Source organism: Halomonas faecis (assembly GCF_010993975.1).
GTDB lineage: Bacteria > Pseudomonadota > Gammaproteobacteria > Pseudomonadales > Halomonadaceae > Halomonas > Halomonas faecis.
On record NZ_JAACZO010000004.1, the window covers coordinates 1 to 17,645 of the forward strand.

General features: G+C 62.1%; 17 protein-coding genes. 11 read left to right on the plus strand and 6 right to left on the minus strand.

Annotation, left to right across the window (positions count from 1 at the left end):
• Positions 1 to 255: 255 nt before the first annotated feature.
• Positions 256 to 1,077 carry an SDR family NAD(P)-dependent oxidoreductase gene (locus GFD32_RS02440; protein WP_163574982.1) on the minus strand — a complete coding sequence of 274 codons (822 nt, stop codon included), beginning with the start codon at positions 1,075 to 1,077 and terminating at the stop codon, positions 256 to 258.
• 98 nt (positions 1,078 to 1,175) lie between these two features.
• On the opposite strand from GFD32_RS02440, the gene GFD32_RS02445 reads away from it, so the two are divergent.
• From GFD32_RS02445 to GFD32_RS02480, 9 genes are all read left to right on the plus strand, one after another.
• Complete coding sequence (locus GFD32_RS02445) at positions 1,176 to 2,075, plus strand: LysR family transcriptional regulator (RefSeq protein ID WP_163574983.1); 900 nt, start codon at positions 1,176 to 1,178, stop codon at positions 2,073 to 2,075.
• Positions 2,076 to 2,242: 167 nt separating this feature from the next.
• Positions 2,243 to 2,779: a GNAT family N-acetyltransferase gene (locus tag GFD32_RS02450; RefSeq protein ID WP_163574984.1), complete on the plus strand. Its 537-nt coding sequence runs from the start codon at positions 2,243 to 2,245 to the stop codon at positions 2,777 to 2,779.
• 90 nt (positions 2,780 to 2,869) lie between these two features.
• Positions 2,870 to 3,646, plus strand: coding sequence for a class I SAM-dependent methyltransferase (locus GFD32_RS02455; RefSeq protein WP_163574985.1), 777 nt, complete (start codon positions 2,870 to 2,872; stop codon positions 3,644 to 3,646).
• A gap of 91 nt (positions 3,647 to 3,737) precedes the next feature.
• The gene (locus GFD32_RS02460) at positions 3,738 to 4,181 is read left to right on the plus strand and encodes a hypothetical protein (protein ID WP_163574986.1); all 444 of its coding nucleotides are present in this window, start codon (positions 3,738 to 3,740) and stop codon (positions 4,179 to 4,181) included.
• Between the two features lie 26 nt (positions 4,182 to 4,207).
• Positions 4,208 to 4,894, plus strand: coding sequence for a DUF4336 domain-containing protein (locus GFD32_RS02465; RefSeq protein ID WP_163574987.1), 687 nt, complete (start codon positions 4,208 to 4,210; stop codon positions 4,892 to 4,894).
• Between the two features lie 124 nt (positions 4,895 to 5,018).
• A complete protein-coding gene (locus GFD32_RS20105) occupies positions 5,019 to 5,180 on the plus strand; it encodes a PhzF family phenazine biosynthesis protein (RefSeq protein ID WP_205599016.1) in 162 nt (53 codons plus the stop codon).
• On the plus strand, positions 5,113 to 5,667 hold the full coding sequence (locus GFD32_RS02470; RefSeq protein WP_240455521.1) for a PhzF family phenazine biosynthesis protein: 555 nt from the start codon (positions 5,113 to 5,115) through the stop codon (positions 5,665 to 5,667). The genes GFD32_RS20105 and GFD32_RS02470 overlap by 68 nt, the downstream gene beginning before the upstream one ends.
• Positions 5,668 to 5,759: 92 nt before the next feature.
• Positions 5,760 to 6,755, plus strand: coding sequence for an alpha/beta hydrolase (locus GFD32_RS02475; protein WP_163574988.1), 996 nt, complete (start codon positions 5,760 to 5,762; stop codon positions 6,753 to 6,755).
• Between the two features lie 97 nt (positions 6,756 to 6,852).
• Positions 6,853 to 7,338, plus strand: coding sequence for a VOC family protein (locus GFD32_RS02480; RefSeq protein ID WP_163574989.1), 486 nt, complete (start codon positions 6,853 to 6,855; stop codon positions 7,336 to 7,338).
• Positions 7,339 to 7,440: 102 nt separating this feature from the next.
• Here GFD32_RS02480 and nirD read toward each other — a convergent pair whose 3' ends face one another.
• From nirD to GFD32_RS02505, 5 genes are all read right to left on the minus strand, one after another.
• Positions 7,441 to 7,809 (minus strand): nitrite reductase small subunit NirD, encoded by a 369-nt coding sequence (nirD, locus tag GFD32_RS02485; protein ID WP_163574990.1) that lies wholly within the window; start codon positions 7,807 to 7,809, stop codon positions 7,441 to 7,443.
• Positions 7,810 to 7,821: 12 nt separating this feature from the next.
• Entirely contained in the window at positions 7,822 to 10,323 is a 2,502-nt protein-coding gene (gene nirB, locus GFD32_RS02490; protein WP_163574991.1) for a nitrite reductase large subunit NirB, read from the minus strand.
• Positions 10,320 to 11,648, minus strand: a complete 1,329-nt coding sequence (locus tag GFD32_RS02495; protein ID WP_163574992.1) for an NAD(P)/FAD-dependent oxidoreductase — start codon at positions 11,646 to 11,648, stop codon at positions 10,320 to 10,322. Before GFD32_RS02495 ends, nirB begins: the two co-directional genes overlap by 4 nt.
• Positions 11,649 to 12,033: 385 nt before the next feature.
• The gene (locus GFD32_RS02500; protein WP_163574993.1) at positions 12,034 to 13,065 is read right to left on the minus strand and encodes a CmpA/NrtA family ABC transporter substrate-binding protein; all 1,032 of its coding nucleotides are present in this window, start codon (positions 13,063 to 13,065) and stop codon (positions 12,034 to 12,036) included.
• The gene (locus tag GFD32_RS02505; protein WP_163574994.1) at positions 13,065 to 13,661 is read right to left on the minus strand and encodes an ANTAR domain-containing response regulator; all 597 of its coding nucleotides are present in this window, start codon (positions 13,659 to 13,661) and stop codon (positions 13,065 to 13,067) included. Before GFD32_RS02505 ends, GFD32_RS02500 begins: the two co-directional genes overlap by 1 nt.
• 375 nt (positions 13,662 to 14,036) lie before the next feature.
• Here GFD32_RS02505 and GFD32_RS02510 point away from each other — a divergent pair, with 375 nt between their 5' ends.
• On the plus strand, positions 14,037 to 16,754 hold the full coding sequence (locus GFD32_RS02510; RefSeq protein WP_163574995.1) for a nitrate reductase: 2,718 nt from the start codon (positions 14,037 to 14,039) through the stop codon (positions 16,752 to 16,754).
• Positions 16,742 to 17,644 (plus strand): uroporphyrinogen-III C-methyltransferase, encoded by a 903-nt coding sequence (gene cobA, locus GFD32_RS02515; RefSeq protein ID WP_240455522.1) that lies wholly within the window; start codon positions 16,742 to 16,744, stop codon positions 17,642 to 17,644. Before GFD32_RS02510 ends, cobA begins: the two co-directional genes overlap by 13 nt.
• Position 17,645: the final 1 nt, after the last annotated feature.

A 17,645-nucleotide genomic window follows, 5' to 3' on the forward strand; every position in this document is an offset into this window, starting at 1 on the left:
TAGAGATCATCATCGGCATCAGTGGCGTGATTCATGAATGATGGGCCGGACGCCGCTATGCCGGAAGATTTGAACCAATAGGAAGGGTGTAGGATGGCCGGAAAAGGGTTTTTCTACAGCCTCGTTAAGAGTAGAGAATAGCAAATGGTACGGATGGTTGATCCTGAGTATGAGTGGTCAACGCTCATTGGCCGGCTGCTCATTGCCTTGCTAAGTGGAGATAGTCACAAAATCAATGACTCTGATTTCATTGCTTTAATTTCCGTTCGTGATATTAACTGATTGTTCGATCTCCATTTTGAGACGATTTACCTTGTCGGTGGCCCATTCCTGTGCATCCTCACCAAAAACGAAACGGACGGGCGGCTCGTTCGACATGCCGAGGGTGACTATTCGTTCTGCTAGCGTGGTCGGGTCACCAGGCTGGTTATGATTGGCGGCGGCGATAAACGAGCGGAACTGCTTGGTCGCTTCTGCATAATCCAGAACTTCGATATCACCGTGCGCGGCTGATTTGTCGTCAAGGAAATCCGTGCGCAGCATCCCCGGCTCAACCACCATCGATTTGATATTGAGGGGCGCCAGCTCCTGCACAAATCCCTCGATCCAGCCCTCAATGGCAAATTTTGACGATGCGTAGACCGATCCTCCCGGGTTTGCGAGCAGCCCGTTAACGGAAGAAATGGTGATGATGAGGCCTGATTGACGCGCACGCATGTGTGGAGTCACAGCACGGGTTACGTTCATCGTGCCGAAGACATTCACCTCGAACTGGCGTCGCACTTGTTTGCTGCTGATCGTCTCGAACCAGCCGAGCTGTGCTTGGCCAGCATTGTTGACCAACACGTCGATCGTGCCAAGCAGATCCACTGCCTCCTGTGCCACGGCGATGGCAGCATCTTCGTCCGTAATATCGAGCGCCAGTGCGTGAAGTCTGCTGTTTGTTCCGAGTGCTTCCGTAATGTCATTGACAGACCGAGCCGTAGCGACGACGGTTTCACCAGCAGCCAGTGCCGCACGAGCGACCTCCACACCTAGTCCACGGCTTGCGCCCGTGATGAGCCAGTTTCTAACCATGAGTTGCTCCTTATCTGAAATGTTATTACATAGTACATTTACTAATGAGTTGTGATAATCTGCTTATTAATTATAGGGTTGATAAGGAGAGCTTACGAATGCGCCCAAACCTGCTCGGCGATCTGGAAATTTTCCGCATCATCGCTGCTGAAGGCAGTTTTACGCGCGCAGCTAAGCGGCTCGGCGTTACTCAGTCGGCGCTCAGCCAAACGCTTAAGCGATTGGAGGAAGACATTGGGATCAGGCTGCTGGCGCGCACAACGCGCAGCGTTTCCCCTACACATGCCGGTGCCCGTCTGCTGACAAAACTCTCGCCCGCGCTCGATGAACTGACCAACGAAATCGAGTTGCTCGCTAGCCTGCGCGATGAACCGATCGGTACTGTCAGGGTGAGTGCCGGAAAACACGCGGCCGACACGATTCTCTGGCCGGCGCTGAGTTCTTTAATTCGACAGCATCCGGGCATTGAAATCGAGGTCTCGATAGAAAACGATTTCGTTGACCTCATCGCGGGTAGGTTTGACGCTGGCATCCGACTGGGCGAAAGGCTTGAGAACGATATGGTGGCACTGCCAATCAGCCCTCGGATGCGGGTCGCTGTTGTCGCCGCGCCCTCTTATCTTTCGCGACACGGCGCGCCGAAAACACCTTCCGAACTTTCCCAGCATTCCTGCATCAGCTTCAGGAATCGTAGCGGCGAGCTATCACCTTGGGATTTCGAAAAGGATGGGCGCAAGCTCACAGTCAAGCCTGGTCGAGGTCCAATTTTCAACGACAGTGATTTGATGGTTGCCGCAGCAACTGAGGGGTACGGCTTTGCTTACATCCTTGAGGACATAGTTAGCCGTCAAATCGCGTCTGGTACGCTGGTGCGTGTGCTGGAAGAATGGTGTGAGCCGTTCACGGGTTACTACCTCTACTATCCGAGTCGCCGACAGCAAACATCCGCTTTCACACACTTCAAGAATGCACTGCGGGACGTGGTTTCGTTGAGTTAATAGGGGTAGAACCCCTCAGTAGGCCAAAAAGTAAAAGATGTATACACCTTCTACTGCTACGATTAACGAGCCAGCTAACAAAGCATTGCACCGGACATGCCGGTGCAATGCGGCGTTATGTGTAAATGCGGGCTGTTCTTCATTGGTCTCAATTGGGTTTCTAGGGCATGAAGATTTCGAAGTATAGCGAGTCTGATCGACAGGAAATCGAGGCCCTGTTTACCCGGACGTTCTCTGATTCAGAAGGTGAGTCTGAGGGAAAGCTGATTGGGCATTTGGTGCATGAGTTGGTGAACGGCACCGAAACTGATGACATGTTCGGGTTCATCGCTACCGGGCAAGGGCAGATAGTCGGCTGTATCTTTTTCACGAGATTGTCATTCGGCTCCTCCGTACAAGCTTTTATGTTGTCACCCGTAGCCGTTGATACAGACCATCAGGGCAAAGGCGTTGGCCAAAAACTGATTAATTTTGGCATTAAGCGCTTGCGCGAACTGGGTGTCGAACTCATTTTTACCTATGGTGATCCGAACTACTATTCGAAAGTGGGTTTCGAGCACGTACCTCAAGAGGTTGCGGAAGCGCCGTTTAATCTAGCCCATCCAGAGGGTTGGCTGGGGCAATCGTTGGATGGAAGCAGTCTTGAGCTCCCACTGGGACAGGCTTGTTGCGTTGAGGCATTCAATGATCCTCAGTATTGGTAACCCTATCTATCGGACCGGGAATTACATAACAATTCGCGTGAGGCGGACGTCCCTGACGGGCCGCCGCTTCGCTACGCATTAGAAGCCATTATGAATATCCTCGAACACAATCGTAACGCTTGGAACCGCGAGTCAGCTGAAGCTGGCGAGTGGTCTCGCCCAGTGGATTCATCGATTATCCAAAATGCTAAAGATGGCCGCTGGACGGTGATTCTTACGCCCAATAAACCTGTCCCCAGCCGTTGGTTGGGAGAACTTCGAGACAAGAGGATTTTGTGCCTTGCATCAGGCGGGGGCCAACAGGCCCCAATTTTGGCCGCTGCTGGCGCCGAGGTAGTAAGTTTTGATCTGTCAGAGGAGCAACTGGAGAAAGATCGGTTGGTTTCCGACCGCGATAGACTCGGAATTCAATGCATTCGCGGTGATATGGCGAACTTGTCGGTCTTTTCAGATGCGGAATTTGATTTGATATTTCATCCCGTCGCAAATGTATTTGTTCCGGATGTAGTTCCAGTTTGGCGTGAGTGCTATCGTGTACTGAAATCTGGTGGCAGTTTGCTCGCGGGGTTCATGAATCCATTATTTTTCCTTTTTGATCACGAGTCAAAATCCGACCCGCTCAAAGTAAAATTCAAACTTCCATATAGGGAGCCCGAGAGTTTTTCGGAGGCCGGACGGGTAGCAGTAGAAGAAGGCGGACGCGCCCTTGAGTTCGGTCACACCTTGGAGTCCCAGATTGGTGGACAGCTTTCGATTGGTTTCATTCTGCGTGATCTGTATGAGGACTACTGGAGCGATGAGGCAACACCTTTGAACGGGTACAGTCCAACATACATCGCCACATGGGCGGAGAAACGTGGCTTCTAACAATTCGTTCAAGTTCGCCTGCGACGGGACTGGCCTTTACAGGCCAGCCCCTTTACTCAGGCGTAAGCTTTTCAACTAGAAACAGTCAGTCATGAATAGATTAAATGCCTTGTTGTCTATTGCCGTCATTAACGGCATGTATGTACTAATGGTCTTGGGAGCTTACTGCACACACCAAAATATAGGTGATAATGGATTCTGGTTGACAGTGGTAATTGGAGTTTTCGGGGTCTTGTGTGGATGGATGCTCGGTGTTTTGTCGTCGCCTGCAGATGCTAGAGAGTCAAAATCTTTCAAAAAGTATGCTGGAGTTATATCGGCATTTTTGTCTGGCTACCTGCTCACAAAGATCGATGGGGTAATTGTTGAATTTAGCCAGGACCTCCTGTCCAACGTCGCCTATGGTTTGAGAGCGATAATTTTTGCATCATGCCTGATTTCTGGCGTGCTTATTATGTACATATTGCGTGCTTACCTGCATGGCGACGAATCAGCTAACAAGGAAGTTCAGCCGGCGCAAAATAGGCGCGACTGATTTCAGTATTACGTGATTGGAGAAACATGGAAAAAATAGCGCATGAAATATGGATATTCGATGGTGAACCTGTTCAGTTCTTAGGGTTGCCTTTTTCCACTCGGATGACGGTTGTTAGACTTTCTAGTGGCGAGCTATGGGTTCATAGTCCGATCAGGTTATCTGAGTCAATTATAGAGGAAATTGACAATCTAGGCTCTGTTAAATATTTAATTGCCCCCAATCATTTGCACCACTTGTTTTTATCCGAATGGATTGCTGTCTATCCAAACGCAGAAGCTTATGGCACAAACCAAGTTATAAAAAAGCGTAGCGATATCTCTTTTCACGCCTCGCTTAATAACTCACAAGGTTACGCTTGGGAGCCAGACATTGAGCATGAACTATTTTCTGGCTCTCCGTTAATGGAAGAGTGTGTTTTTTTTCATAACAGCTCAAGTACCTTAATTGTTACTGATCTGGTTGAAAACTTTTCAGGTCAAGACTTTAACTACTGGCAGCGTGTTGTGGCCAAAGGGGTTGGTATACTTGCCCCTAATGGAAAAACGCCTTTGGATTGGCGTTTAAGCTTCATGTTTGGTAGAGCGGACGCTAGGAAACACCTCAATAGGTTGTTGTCTTGGAACCCTCAAATACTGGTCATGGCTCACGGTAGAATCGTCAATGAAAATGCTGAAAGGTTCTTACAACAGTCTTTCAAATGGTTAGTATGAGAAACCCGTGAGAAAATCACATAACAATCGCAGACAATCCTGTGGCTTTTTCGTTGCGCTTTCGGATCCAGTACAATGCGGCGGTCGCTGCGAGCGTTAGCTTTCCTATCATACAATACCGGACATGAAAATAAAACAATACCAAGTAGATGCCTTTGCAACCCGAGCATTCGAGGGGAACCCGGCGGCAGTATGTCCATTGGAAAACTGGCTGAAAGATGACGTGTTGCAAACCATCGCAGAAGAAAACAGTTTGTCAGAAACAGCGTTCTTCAGTGCCCACTGAAAATGAATTTCGTCTGAGATGGTTTTCTCCTGCTAAAGAGGTTGGTATATGTGGGCATGCCACATTGGCAACGGTTCATGTCATCTTCGAAATTCTTGATTATGCAGGGCCGGTCATTGTCTTTGAGGCGCGTAGCGGCACCCTTTGCGTGGGAAAGGATGGAAATCAATTAAAAATGAATTTTTCGGCGCTCCCACCAACTCCTTGCGAGATTTCCGAAATCTTGGTTAAAGGCATTGGGTTACGCCCTAACGAGGTACTGGCCGCCGATGTTTACGTAACCGTGTTTGATAGTGAGGCGACCGTTCGATCCATTACTCCAGACCATACTTTGCTTGGCCAACTCGATTTGCGTGGTGTAATTGTTACCGCGCCAGGTACTGAGGCAGGTTGGCAGCGTGATGATGAGGAGGAGGGTGTCTGTCAGGGCGCTACCGATAGAGGGAGTGATAGAGATCGTCATCGGCATCAGTGGCGTGATTCATGAATGATGGGCCGGACGCCGCTATGCCGGAAGATTTGAACCAATAGGAAGGGTGTTGGATGGTCGGAAAAGGGTTTTTCGATGGTTGTGTTCTCATGATATTGCGCATCGCTCTTGGTTTCCTGATCCTGCTCTCGGCGTGCGGCTCGGCGAGCGAGCCACCTGTCCCGGCGCAGCCCACCGAATCGGCCGTTCGTCTCGAAACCGCCACCGGTACCCTTTACGGCTCTCTGCTCCTGCCGTCCTCAACCGGCCCACATCCGCTTGTGTTGCTGCATGCCGGTTCCGGTCCCACGGATCGCAACGGCAACAGTGCTCTCGTGCCGGGTACAAACAACAGCCTGAAGCTGCTTGCCGAAGCGCTTGCTGCGCGGGGGATCGCCTCGGTCCGCTACGACAAGCGGGGAGTTGCGGCCAGTGCAGCCGCTGCACCCTCGGAGAGTGATCTTCGCTTCGACACCTACGTAGATGATGCCGCAGCATGGGTCCGTCAGCTTCGGATGGATCCACGCTTCGGCACGATCACCCTGCTCGGGCACAGCGAAGGAGCGCTGATCGGCATGCTCGCGGCAAAGCAGGCGCGTGCGGACGCCTTCATCTCGGTTGCTGCACCGGCGCGTCGTGCGTCGGACATTCTCCGCGAGCAGTTGCGCCTGCAGCTTTCGGCGGAGCTGTGGCAGGATAGTGAGCGCATTCTCTCCGAGCTGGAGCAAGGTCGCACGACAGGGAACGTGCCGCCGGCGTTGGCCTCATTGTTCCGTTCGAGCGTGCAACCGTACCTGATCTCGTGGTTCCGGTACGTGCCGACCGAGGAGATCCAGCGTGCTCCCGGCCTGGCGCTGATCGTCCACGGCACCACGGACGTGCAGGTCAGCCCGAGCGAAGCGGAGGCGCTCAAGCAAGCGCGTCCAGATGCGGAACTGTTGATTGTGGAAGGAATGAACCACGTGCTCAAGATGGTTCCGCTCAATCCGGCGCGGCAGGACGCTTCGTACTCCGACCCATCGCTGCCTGTAGCCCCGCTGCTGGTGGAGCGTGTCGTCGGGTTCACTGCCCATGTCCAGCGACTACCCCGAGGACCGGGTTCCTAACCTGAACGTTAGACACCACCACCGCTGTCGATTTCGGTCAGCGCTGTCCGACGTTAGATTGCCACCTATGGCAATCACCCAGAGAACGGAGCTGATCATGAAGCACATGGCAAAGAATACGGTCTGCCTTTGGTACGATGACGCCGCTGAGGAAGCCGCACGATTTTATGCCGAGACCTTCCCCGATTCATCGCTCGACGCAGTGCATCGCTCGCCTGGGGATTATCCAGCGGGGAAGGAGGGGAGCGTTCTGACGGTCGAGTTCACCGTGCTGGGCGTCGCGTGTCTCGGACTGAACGGCGGGCCTATGTTCAAGCACAGCGAGGCGTTCTCGTTTCAGGTTGCCACCGAAGACCAAGAGGAGACGGATCGCTACTGGAACGCCATCGTCGGCAATGGCGGGGAGGAGAGCCAATGCGGGTGGTGCAAGGACAAGTGGGGTATCTCCTGGCAGATCACGCCGGTCGCTTTGACGAAAGCTTTCACCAGCCCCGACCGTGCCGCCGCCAAGCGGGCCTTCGATGCCATGATGACGATGCGGAAAATTGACATCGCCAAGATCGAGACTGCGTTTCGCGGCTGAGGTGAGGGCGGGTTAACGGCGCTTGGCCGACATTTGCGACTCGCCGAAAGCCGCCGACGCTATCCCAGCGTCGGCGGCTTTTCTTTTCCAATGGCCGAAACCTCACGCCTCGATCCACACCTCGTCGCCCTTGAAGCTCGCCTTCCAGGTGCGCAACGCCACGCTGTCGTCTTCCAGGCACTGGCCGTCTTCCAGGCGGAAGTGCTGCTTGTAAATCGGCGAGGCGACGACGGGCTGGCCCTTGAGGTCGCCGACGATGCCGCGGGCGATGACGTTGGCGCCGGAGAAGGGGTCGTGGTGGTCGAGGGCGTAGAGTTCCTGTGCGTGCCCGGGCGAGTAGAAGATCGCCACTTGAGCGGGGCCTTCGGGGGTTTCCATCCAGGCGGCGACGCCGGAGTAGGGCACCAGGTCGGCGCGGGTGCAGAGAGGTTGCCAGGTTCGGGTCATGGTCTTGGCTGCTGCGGTGGTCATGGAAAATCTCCTTTAAGCGGGACGGAGCTGGCCGCGCTCTTCGGTCACGATGATGTCCGGATCGGGTCGGCTGTCGTTGACGAAGCTGCGGAAGCGCTTGAGCTTCTCGGGGTCGGAGAGGGCGTTCGCCCATTCGCACTGGTAGGCGTCGATGACTCGCTGCATCTGCGCTTCGAGTTCGCTGCCGATCCCCAGGCTGTCGTCGAGAATCACCTCCTTGAGGTAGTCCAGGCCGCCTTCCAGGTTCTCGCGCCATACCGAGGTGCGCTGCAGCCGGTCGGCGGTGCGCACGTAGAACATCAGGAAGCGGTCGATGGTGCGGATCAGCGCGTCGTCGTCCAGGTCGGTGGCGAACAGCTCGGCGTGGCGCGGGCGCATGCCGCCGTTGCCGCACACGTACAGGTTCCAGCCGTTCTCGGTGGCGATCACGCCCACGTCCTTGCTCTGCGCCTCGGCGCATTCCCGGGTGCAGCCGGAAACGGCGAACTTGAGCTTGTGCGGCGAGCGTAGGCCCTTGTAGCGATTCTCGAGCCGGATCGCCATGCCCACGCTGTCCTGCACGCCGTAGCGACACCAGGTGCTGCCCACGCAGGATTTCACCGTGCGCAGCGACTTGGCGTAGGCGTGGCCGGTCTCGAAGCCGGCGTCGAGCAATTCGCCCCAGATGTCCGGCAAGTCCTCGAGGCGGGCGCCGAACAGGTCGATGCGCTGGCCGCCGGTGACCTTGGTGTAGAGGCCGTATTTCTCGGCGACCTGGCCGAGCACCACCAGCTTGTCGGGGGTGATCTCGCCGCCGGGCACCCGGGGAACGACCGAGTAGGTGCCGTTCTTCTGCATGTTGGCCATGAAGGTGTCGTTGGTGTCCTGCAGCGGGATGTGCGCGGCATCGGTGATCGGCTCGTTGAAGCACGAGGCGAGAATCGAGGCCACCGCCGGCTTGCAGATATCGCAGCCGAGGCCATGGCCGTGCTTGTCGATCAGTTCGCTGAAGGTCTTGATGCCCTCCACGCGCACGATGTCGTAGAGCTCCTGGCGGGTATGGGCGAAGTGCTCGCAGATGGACTGGTCGACCTCGACGCCGCGGGCGGCCAGTTCATGGTCGACCACGCTCTTGAGCAGCGCGGCGCAGCCGCCGCAGCCGGTGCTCGCCTTGGTCTCGCCTTTGACCGTGGCGAGGTCGGTGGCGCCGGCGTCGAGGGTGGCGCAGATATCGCCCTTGGTGACGTTGTGGCACGAGCAGATGGTGGCCGTTTCCGGCAGGGCGTCCGGCCCCAGGGTGGGGGCGCCTTCGCCGCTGGCCGGCAGAATCAGCGCGGCCGGGTCTTCGGGCAGTTCGATGCGGTTGGCGTAGTACTGCAGCAGGGTGTCGTAGTAACTGTTGTCGCCCACCAGCATGGCGCCGACCACGCGCTTGCCGTCGCTGGAGACCACCAGCTTGCGGTACTGCTGCTTGAGCGGGTCGAGATAGCGGAACATGCGTGCGCCGGGGGTGCGGTCGCCGTGGGCGTCGCCGATGGAACCCACGTCGACGCCGAGCAGCTTGAGCTTGGTGCTCATGTCGGCGCCCCGGAACGTTTCATCGCCCTCCACCAAGGTGGCGGCGGCGGCCTTGGCCATCTGATAGCCGGGGGCCACCAGCCCGAAGATGCTGCCTTGCCACAGCGCCACCTCGCCCACGGCGAGGATCGCCGGGTCGCTGGTCAGGCAGCGGTCGTCGATCACCACGCCGCCGCGCTCGCCCCTCTCCAGGCCGCTGTCGCGGGCCAGCTCGTCGCGCGGGCGAATGCCGGCGGAGAACACGATGAGGTCGGTTTCCAGCACCTTGTCGTCCTGGAACACCATGCGGTGGCGGCTGGCTTCGCCGTCGACGATCTCCTGGGTGGCGCGGCCGGTGAGCACCTGCACGCCCAGCGCTTCGACCTTCTCGCGCAGCAGTTCGCCGCCTTCGCTGTCGACCTGCATCGGCATCAGCCGCGGGGCGAACTCCACCACGGCGGTGTCGAGATTCAGGCCGCGCAGGGCGTTGGCGGCCTCCAGACCGAGCAGGCCGCCGCCCACCACCACGCCGGTGGTGGCGGTTTCGGCCGCTTCGCGAATGGCGTCGAGATCCTCCAGAGTGCGGTAGACCAGGCAGCCGTCGCGGTCGTTGCCGGGAATCGGCGGTACGAAGGGGTAGGAGCCGGTGGCCAGCACCAGCCGGTCGTAGGGGTAGCGCCCCTGGGGCGTGACGACTTCGCTGGCGTCGCGGTCGATGGCGGTCACGGCCTCGTGAAGGCGTAGTTCGATGCCGTGCTCGGCATAGTAGTCGGCGGTGGAAAGGGCCAGGGATTCGGCGTCACGGCCGCTGAAGTACTCGGAGAGGTGCACCCGGTCGTAGGCCAGGTGGCGCTCCTCGCCGAACACGGTGATGGCATAGCGCTGGGTGGCGCCCTGTTCGACCAGTTGTTCGACCAGGTGGTGGCCGACCATGCCGTTGCCGATGACGATCAGTTGCGGTTTGACGGGCGTGTTCATGCGGCCTCCTTGACGGGGCTTGTCGGGGAATCGGTAGCGGCGTCGTCGAGCAGTGCCTGGGCATCGGCAGCGCCCAGCAGCAGTGCCTGGCGGCAGGCGGAAAGATCGCTACCGGCCAGCGCCTGCTCGAAGTACCAGGGGCCGGCGGCGGTGTCGCCGTAGAGCACGGCGCCCTCGAGGCGGCCGTTACGTAGCAGCAGGCGGCGGTAGTCGCCCTGCTGGGGATCGCGGTAGCTGAGCACCTCGTGGTCGGGACCGGCCTCGGTGGGGCCGAAGGCGTAGAGCGAGACTCCGCTGACCTTGAGCTTGGTGGCACAGGGCGCGTCGACATAGCCGGCGACGTGCTCGGTGGCGGGGCGGCACAGCCGGTCGGCCAGCACCTCGACCTGGCGCCAGATGGGTTCGACCAGCCCGTAGGTCTGGCCCCGGTGCTCGCAGCATTCGCCCAGAGCGTGAATCGCCGGATCGGAGGTGGTGAGCCACTCGTCGACGACCACGCCGCGGTTCACCTCGAGACCGGCGATGCGGCCAAGCTCGGCGTTGGGCACGATGCCGATGGCGACCACCACGCAGTCGGCGGGCAAGGGGGTACCATCGGCCAGGTGCACGGCCCACACCCGGCCGTCGGAACCCTCCTCCAGGCACTCCAACTGGGCACCGGTACGAACGTCGAGCCCGCGGCTGCGCAGCTCGCTTTCCAGCAGGCGGGCGGCAGTGAGGTCGAGCTGGCGATTCATCAGCCGGTCGTCGCGCTGCAGCAGGCTCACCTGCATGCCGCGCTGGCCTTGCCCTCTTTTCCGCAACCCTTCCGCTGCTTCCAGGCCGAGCAGGCCGCCGCCGATCACCACGGCGTTTCCGCCTCGTTCGGCGGCCTGGGTCTGGGTGAAGCGAACCAGGGCATCGGCGTCGTTCAGGTCGCGGAACACATGAACGCCGGGCAGTTCGAGCCCCGGTACCGGCGGGCGGGCCGGGTTCGAGCCGGTGGCCAGTACCAGGCGGTCGTAGTCGAGCCGGCGACCGGCATCGGTGGTGAGCGTGCGTGCGGCGCGGTCGATGGTCTCCACCCGCTCGCCGAGGATGAGTTCGATGCCCTGCTCGGCGTACCACTCGGCGTCGTGCAGGGTCAGTGCATCGCGCTCCAGCTCGCCGGCAAGCAGCGGCGAGAGCAGGATGCGGTTGTAGGCGGGCGCCGTTTCGGCACCGATCACGGTGATGTGCGCCGGTCGCGCGGGGTGGGCAAGCAGCGTTTCCACCAGCCGATGGCCGGCCATGCCGTTGCCGACGATCACCAGCCGTTCGCCGGTGGGAGTTTGGGTTGAGTGCATGGTTTGGCACCTCCGCTGAGGAAACACTGCACAAATGTCTGCGCGGTCAAATCGCTGCGTTGCGCGGTGCGCGGAATCCTCACCTATACCCCATAGGCTCCGGTTCCTGTGCTCCGTGCGCCTTGCGCTTTACTCCGCTCGCCGATTTGTTCAGCGTTTCTCTAACTCGCAAACGAAAAAGACGCCTCAGCGCTACCCCGGCAGCGGGGGCGCAGAGACGTCTTCGTCTGAAAAAGGGGCAATCGCCGTTGATTGCCGGTTCTATGCTGTGTGTATCAAGAACCTGGCCAAGTGCCCGGTTCGCGCCGTTTTTGGCTGCCTCGTCAGTGAGTTGGGGCTTCGGTGGAGTGAGCCCTCAGGCACCTTGCCGAAGGCGGACTGCACTTCACTGGTGCAGGGCAGCCTGGTAATGCACGGGGTCGTAGCACTCCTCGACGGTTCGGCTGTCCAGCGGCTGACCGGCCTGGCTGGCCAGGGCGTCGGCGACTCGGCCCAGGGCGGCCAGGTCGGGGCGCAGCAGATCGCCGCCGAACAGCCGTTGGTGAATGGGGGCTTCGGCCGATGGCAGCGTCTCGAGGTGGCTCACCGAGCGGTCGAGATAGGGTGGCAGGGCGAGCCAGTCTCGCGCCTGGCGACGATGGGCGGGCGATTCGGCCAGCCAGTCGCTGGCCGCCTGCAGGGCGCGCAGCAGGGCAGCAAGGGTGCTCGGGTAGCGGCGCGCCCAGGAGCGCGTCACGCCGAGTACCTTCTCGGGGTGTTCCGGCCATAGCTGGGCGCCGCTCGCCACGATGCGGCCGACACCGTCGTGCTGGGCCAGGCTGCCCCAGGGTTCGCCGACGCAGAAGCCATCGATCTGCCCTTCGCGCAGCGCTGCCACCATGCGCGGCGGCGGCAGGGCCACCAGGTCCAGATCGCGCTCGGGGGCGAGGCCGCCACGGGCTAGCCAGTCGCGCAGCAGGAAGTGCTGGCAGGAGTAGGGGTAGACCATGGCGAGACGCGGGCGTCGCTGGCGAGGCGATGCCGCCAGCCAGGCCGCCAGTGCGCGGGCGCTGGTGGCCGGGTCGTCGTCGAAGGCGGCGCCGCTGCGCTCGCACAGAGCAGAGGAGAGCACCAGGGTATTGCCGTTGCGGGAGAGAGTGGCCGGCGCCAGGGTGTCGCTGGGCGCCCGCCCCAGGCCGAGGCTCATCGCCAACGGTAGCGGGGCGAGCAGGTGGGCGCCGTCGAGCAGGCCGGCGGCGAGCTTGTCGCGCAGCGTCGACCAGGCGTTCTCGCGGGAGAGGGTCACGTCCACTCCGTGCTCGGCAAAGAAACCTTGCTCGCGGGCCACTACCAGCAGCACGGCATCGAGCAGCGGGATGAAGCCCAGCGTCACGCGCTCGCGTTCCGGGGTCGGGGTGACGGCGTCGTTGGTTCCCATTACAAGGCTCCCTTGTCGAGGCGTTCGAGAATGTCGATGACGCTGTCGGCCACGTCGCCGATGCGTTGGCCACGGTCCATGGCGAGCTTGCGCAGCATGCGGTAGGCCTGCTCTTCGTCGCAGTCCTGGTGCTTCATCAGCAGGCCCTTGGCGCGTTCGATGCGCTTGCGTTCGGCCAGTTGGGTACGCGTGCGGTCGAGTTCCTGGCGCAGCGATTGGTAGGCATCGAAGCGTGCCACGGCGACCTCGATGATCGACTTGACCCGGCTCGGCACCAGGCCGTCGACCACGTAGGCACTGACGCCGGATTTGAGCGCCGCCTGCAGGGTGTCGGGGTCGTGCTGATCGGCGAAGAACACCACCGGGCGCGGGTTCTCGCGGTTGAGCAGGGCCATGCTGTCGAGGGTGTCGCGGTCGGGGGATTCCATGTCGATGATCACCACGTCGGGACCGTGGCGCTCGACCATGGCGTTGAGGCTGGCCGCGCTCGTCAGGTGGCAGATCACCTCGTGGCCTTCCTGAGTGAGGGCTTCCTCGACCATGGTGGTGCGCACGAGTTCGTCGTCGACCAGCAGGATCTTCAGGGGTTCGGGCATGGCGGCTCGGCTCTTTGGGTGGCTTCTGCCACTGCCAAGCAAGATGCATTCCAGGTTCGTCTTTGGGTGGTGATGCCGAGGGTGAGGGCCATGGCGGGATCGACGGTAGCGCCAATGCTGCACTGCCGCGGTGCGAAAGTGCGCAGCATTCGCCGATGCTGGTGCATTCTCGGGGGCGGGTAACGCTGCCGGTTGGCTCAACCGACCGGTGGCGATGGCGTTGGGAGGCCTTGGCATGCCGTTTGCTTGATTCAGGACGACACTCAAGGGAGGCGCTGTCGTCTCCCCGGCAACGACGCCCGCCGTGCTTTACCCGCCAGGGGGAAGCTCGAGCGGGCGTCGTCGTTGGTGAAAGGCACTGCCTGGGAGAACTTCATGCAAGCAACGCGAACCACTTGCCCGTACTGCGGGGTCGGCTGTGGCGTGCGAGCGGAGATCGACGACGGCCGGGTCGTCGGCGTGTCCGGCGATGAAACGCATCCGGCCAATTTCGGCCGGCTGTGCGTCAAGGGCACGGCGCTGCACGAGACGCTGGGCGATCGCGGGCGGCTCACTCGTCCGCAGGTCGACGGCCGCGAGACGGACTGGGAGACGGCGCTGGCCGCAGTGGCCGAGCGCCTCGCCGCCACGCGTTGCGAGCACGGCAAGGCGGCGGTGGCGGGCTACCTCTCCGGGCAGTTGCTGACCGAGGACTATTACGTCGCCAACAAGCTCTTCAAGGGCTTTCTCGGCACGCCGCACCTGGATACCAACTCGCGGTTGTGCATGGCCTCGGCGGTGGCGGCTCACAAGCGCGCCTTCGGCGCCGATGGGGTGCCGTGCTGCTACGCAGACCTCGAAGAGGCCGAGCTGGTGGTGCTGGTGGGCTCCAATCTGGCGTGGAACCACCCGGTGCTCTACCAGCGCCTCAAGGCCGCCAAGCAGCGCAACCCGCTGCTGCGGGTGGTAGTGATCGACCCGCGGGTCACCGACAGCTGCGAGATCGCCGACCTCTATCTGGGGCTCGCGCCCGGCAGCGATGCGCGGCTGTTCACTGGCCTACTGGCGTGGATGGCCGAGAAGGGCAAGCTCGACGATATCTACCTGGAACGCCATACCCAGGGGCTGGAGGGGGCACTCGCCGCGGCCCGCGAGGAAGACTGCTGCCTCGAGGCCATCGCCGCCGACTGCGACCTGGACAGCGAGCGGCTGGAAACCTTCTTCTACTGGTTCGCCAGTCACCTGCACGTGGTGACGCTGTTCTCCCAGGGCATCAACCAGTCGTCGAGCGGGACCGACAAAGCGGGGGCGATCATCAACTGCCACCTGGCCGGCGGCAAGATCGGCCTGCCCGGTGCCGGTCCTTTCTCGATCACCGGCCAGCCCAACGCCATGGGCGGTCGCGAGGTCGGGGGGCTGGCCAACCAACTGGCCGCGCACATGGATTACGACAGCCCCGGCGCGCGGGATCGCGTCACGCGGTTCTGGAGCGTCGGCGGGCTGGTGCCAACCTTGCCCGAAGGCTCCGGTCACAAGGCCGTGGCGCTGTTCGAGGCCATCGAGCGTGGTGAGGTGCATGCCTTGTGGGTGATGGCCACCAATCCGGCGGTGAGCCTGCCGGAGGCCGAGCGAGTACGGGTGGCGTTGGCCAAGTGCCCGCTGGTGATCGTTTCCGAGTGCGTGACCGACACCGACCTGCTGCGCTACGCCGATATCGTGTTGCCGGCGTCGAGCTGGTCGGAGAAGGACGGTACGGTGACCAACTCCGAACGCTGCCTCTCGCGACAGCGCGGCCTGGTGGCGCCGCCGGGCGAGGCGCGCCACGACTGGTGGATCATGACCGAGGTGGCGCGTCGGCTCGGCTTCGGCGCGGCCTTCGATTATGCGCATCCGTGCGAGATCTTCGCCGAGCATGCGCGGCTCTCGGGCTTCGAGAACGACGCCGACCTCAGCCAGGATGGGGCTCGTCTGTTCGACATTTCGGGCCTCGCCGGGCTAGACCGCAACGGCTACGATGCCCTGGCGCCGATTCAGTGGCCGGTGACCGCTACCGCGCCGCGGGGCACATTGCGGTTGTTCACTGACGGCGAGTTCGCCACGCCGGACGGCCGGGCGCGGCTGGTGCCGGTGCGGCCGCGGCTGCCGGCCCAGGCGCTGGGCGCCGCTCGGCCGCTGCGCCTCAACACCGGGCGCATCCGCGATCAGTGGCACACCATGACGCGCACCGCCCGCGCCCCGAGGCTGATGAACCACCGCTCGGAACCCTTCATCGAGCTGCACCCGGACGATGCCCAGGCATACGGCGTTGCCGACCGGCAGCTGGCGCGGCTCAGCGGCGCCGGTGGCGACTACCTGGGCCGGATACGCCTGGCACGCGGTCAGCGGCGCGGCGAGGTGTTCGTGCCCATGCACTGGAGCGACCGCTTCAGCCAGCAGGCGCGCTGCAACGACCTGCTCGCCGCCCACCTCGATCCCCACTCCGGCCAGCCCGAGAGCAAGCACGGTGCCGTGTCCCTCGCTCCTCTGGCGCTCGGCTGGGAAGCGACCCTGCTGGTGGCCGCCGCTAAGGATGGCGCACCCGCGTGGTGCGACGAGGCCGCGTACTGGGCGCGGATTCCGTTGGCCCACGCCCAACGCTGGCAGCTCGCCGGTGGCGAGCCGGGGCAGGCGTGCGACTGGCTGGCCTGGGTGCAGCGGGTGCTACCCGTGGCGCCCAGCCTGTGGTGCGACGACCCGACCGGCGGCCGGTGGCGCGCCGCCGGGCTCGACGCGGCCGGTCGGCTGCGCTGGTGGTTGATGGTGGGCCCGCCGGCGGAGCTGCCGGGGCTCGGCTGGCTGGACGAGCGCTTCGCCGAGGCCGCCCGCGGCGACGCGTTGGATACCGCCCGGCGGCGCCGGCTACTGGCCGGCTGCGACGACGGCGTTGCCGACGCGGGCCCGCTGGTGTGCAGCTGTCATCAGGTGGGGCAGCGCTGTATCCTTGAGGCCATACGCGGCGGCGACCGCAGCGTCGAGGCGCTGGGCGCCCGGCTGACCTGCGGCACCCAGTGCGGCAGTTGCGTTCCCGAGCTGAAGGCCATGATCGAGGAGGAGACGGCGGTATGCGCGTCATGAGCAAGGGGCGGTGGAAAACTTGGCTGAGTGCCGCCCTGACTCGGCTCATGCGGCCGCGTGCGGATGCTGCCGCCCGGTCGGGCATGACGGCGGGCGGGGGGCTGGGCGCGCCTTCTCGGCAGTGCCGGCCCGGCACCGTCTACCTGGTGGGGGCCGGCAGCGGCGACGTGGAGCTGCTGACCCTGAAAGCGGCGCGGTTGCTCGGCGAGGCCGATGCCGTGGTCTACGACCGCCTGGTGGGCGACGAGGTGCTGGCGCTGATCCCCGCCGGCACCGAGCGCTGCTATGTGGGCAAGGCGCGCGGTCAGCACAGCGTGCCCCAGGGGGAGATCGGCGCCCGGCTGGTGGCGCTGGCGCAGGAGGGCAAGTCGGTGGTGCGCCTCAAGGGCGGCGATCCCGGCATCTTCGGCCGCCTGGGCGAGGAGCTTTCGGCACTGGCCGAGGCGGAAGTGCCCGCCGAGATCGTGCCGGGCATCACCGCCGCCTCGGCGGCCAGCGCGGCGCTGGGCATTCCACTCACCGATCGCGCCCACGCCCAGCAGCTGCGTTTCGTCACCGCTCAGCTGTGCCGCCAGGGCGGCGAGCCCGACTGGCAGGCACTGGCCCGCCGCGACGAAACGCTGGTGTTCTACATGGGGCTGGGCAAGCTGGAAACCATCTGCCGCAAGCTGCGCGATGGCGGCCTGCCCGATGACTGGCCGATCCTGCTGGTGGCCAACGCCAGCCTGCCCGAGCAGCGGGCACTGGTCGGTACCCTGGCCGATATGCCCGACAAGCTCGCTGCTTCGCCGCTGCCCTCGCCCTGCCTGATCGTGGTGGGCAGCGTGGTGCGGCTTTGCGAGACCAGCCCGGCGAGTCCGCTCAGCGGCGTTAATGCCCGGCCTGACTGAA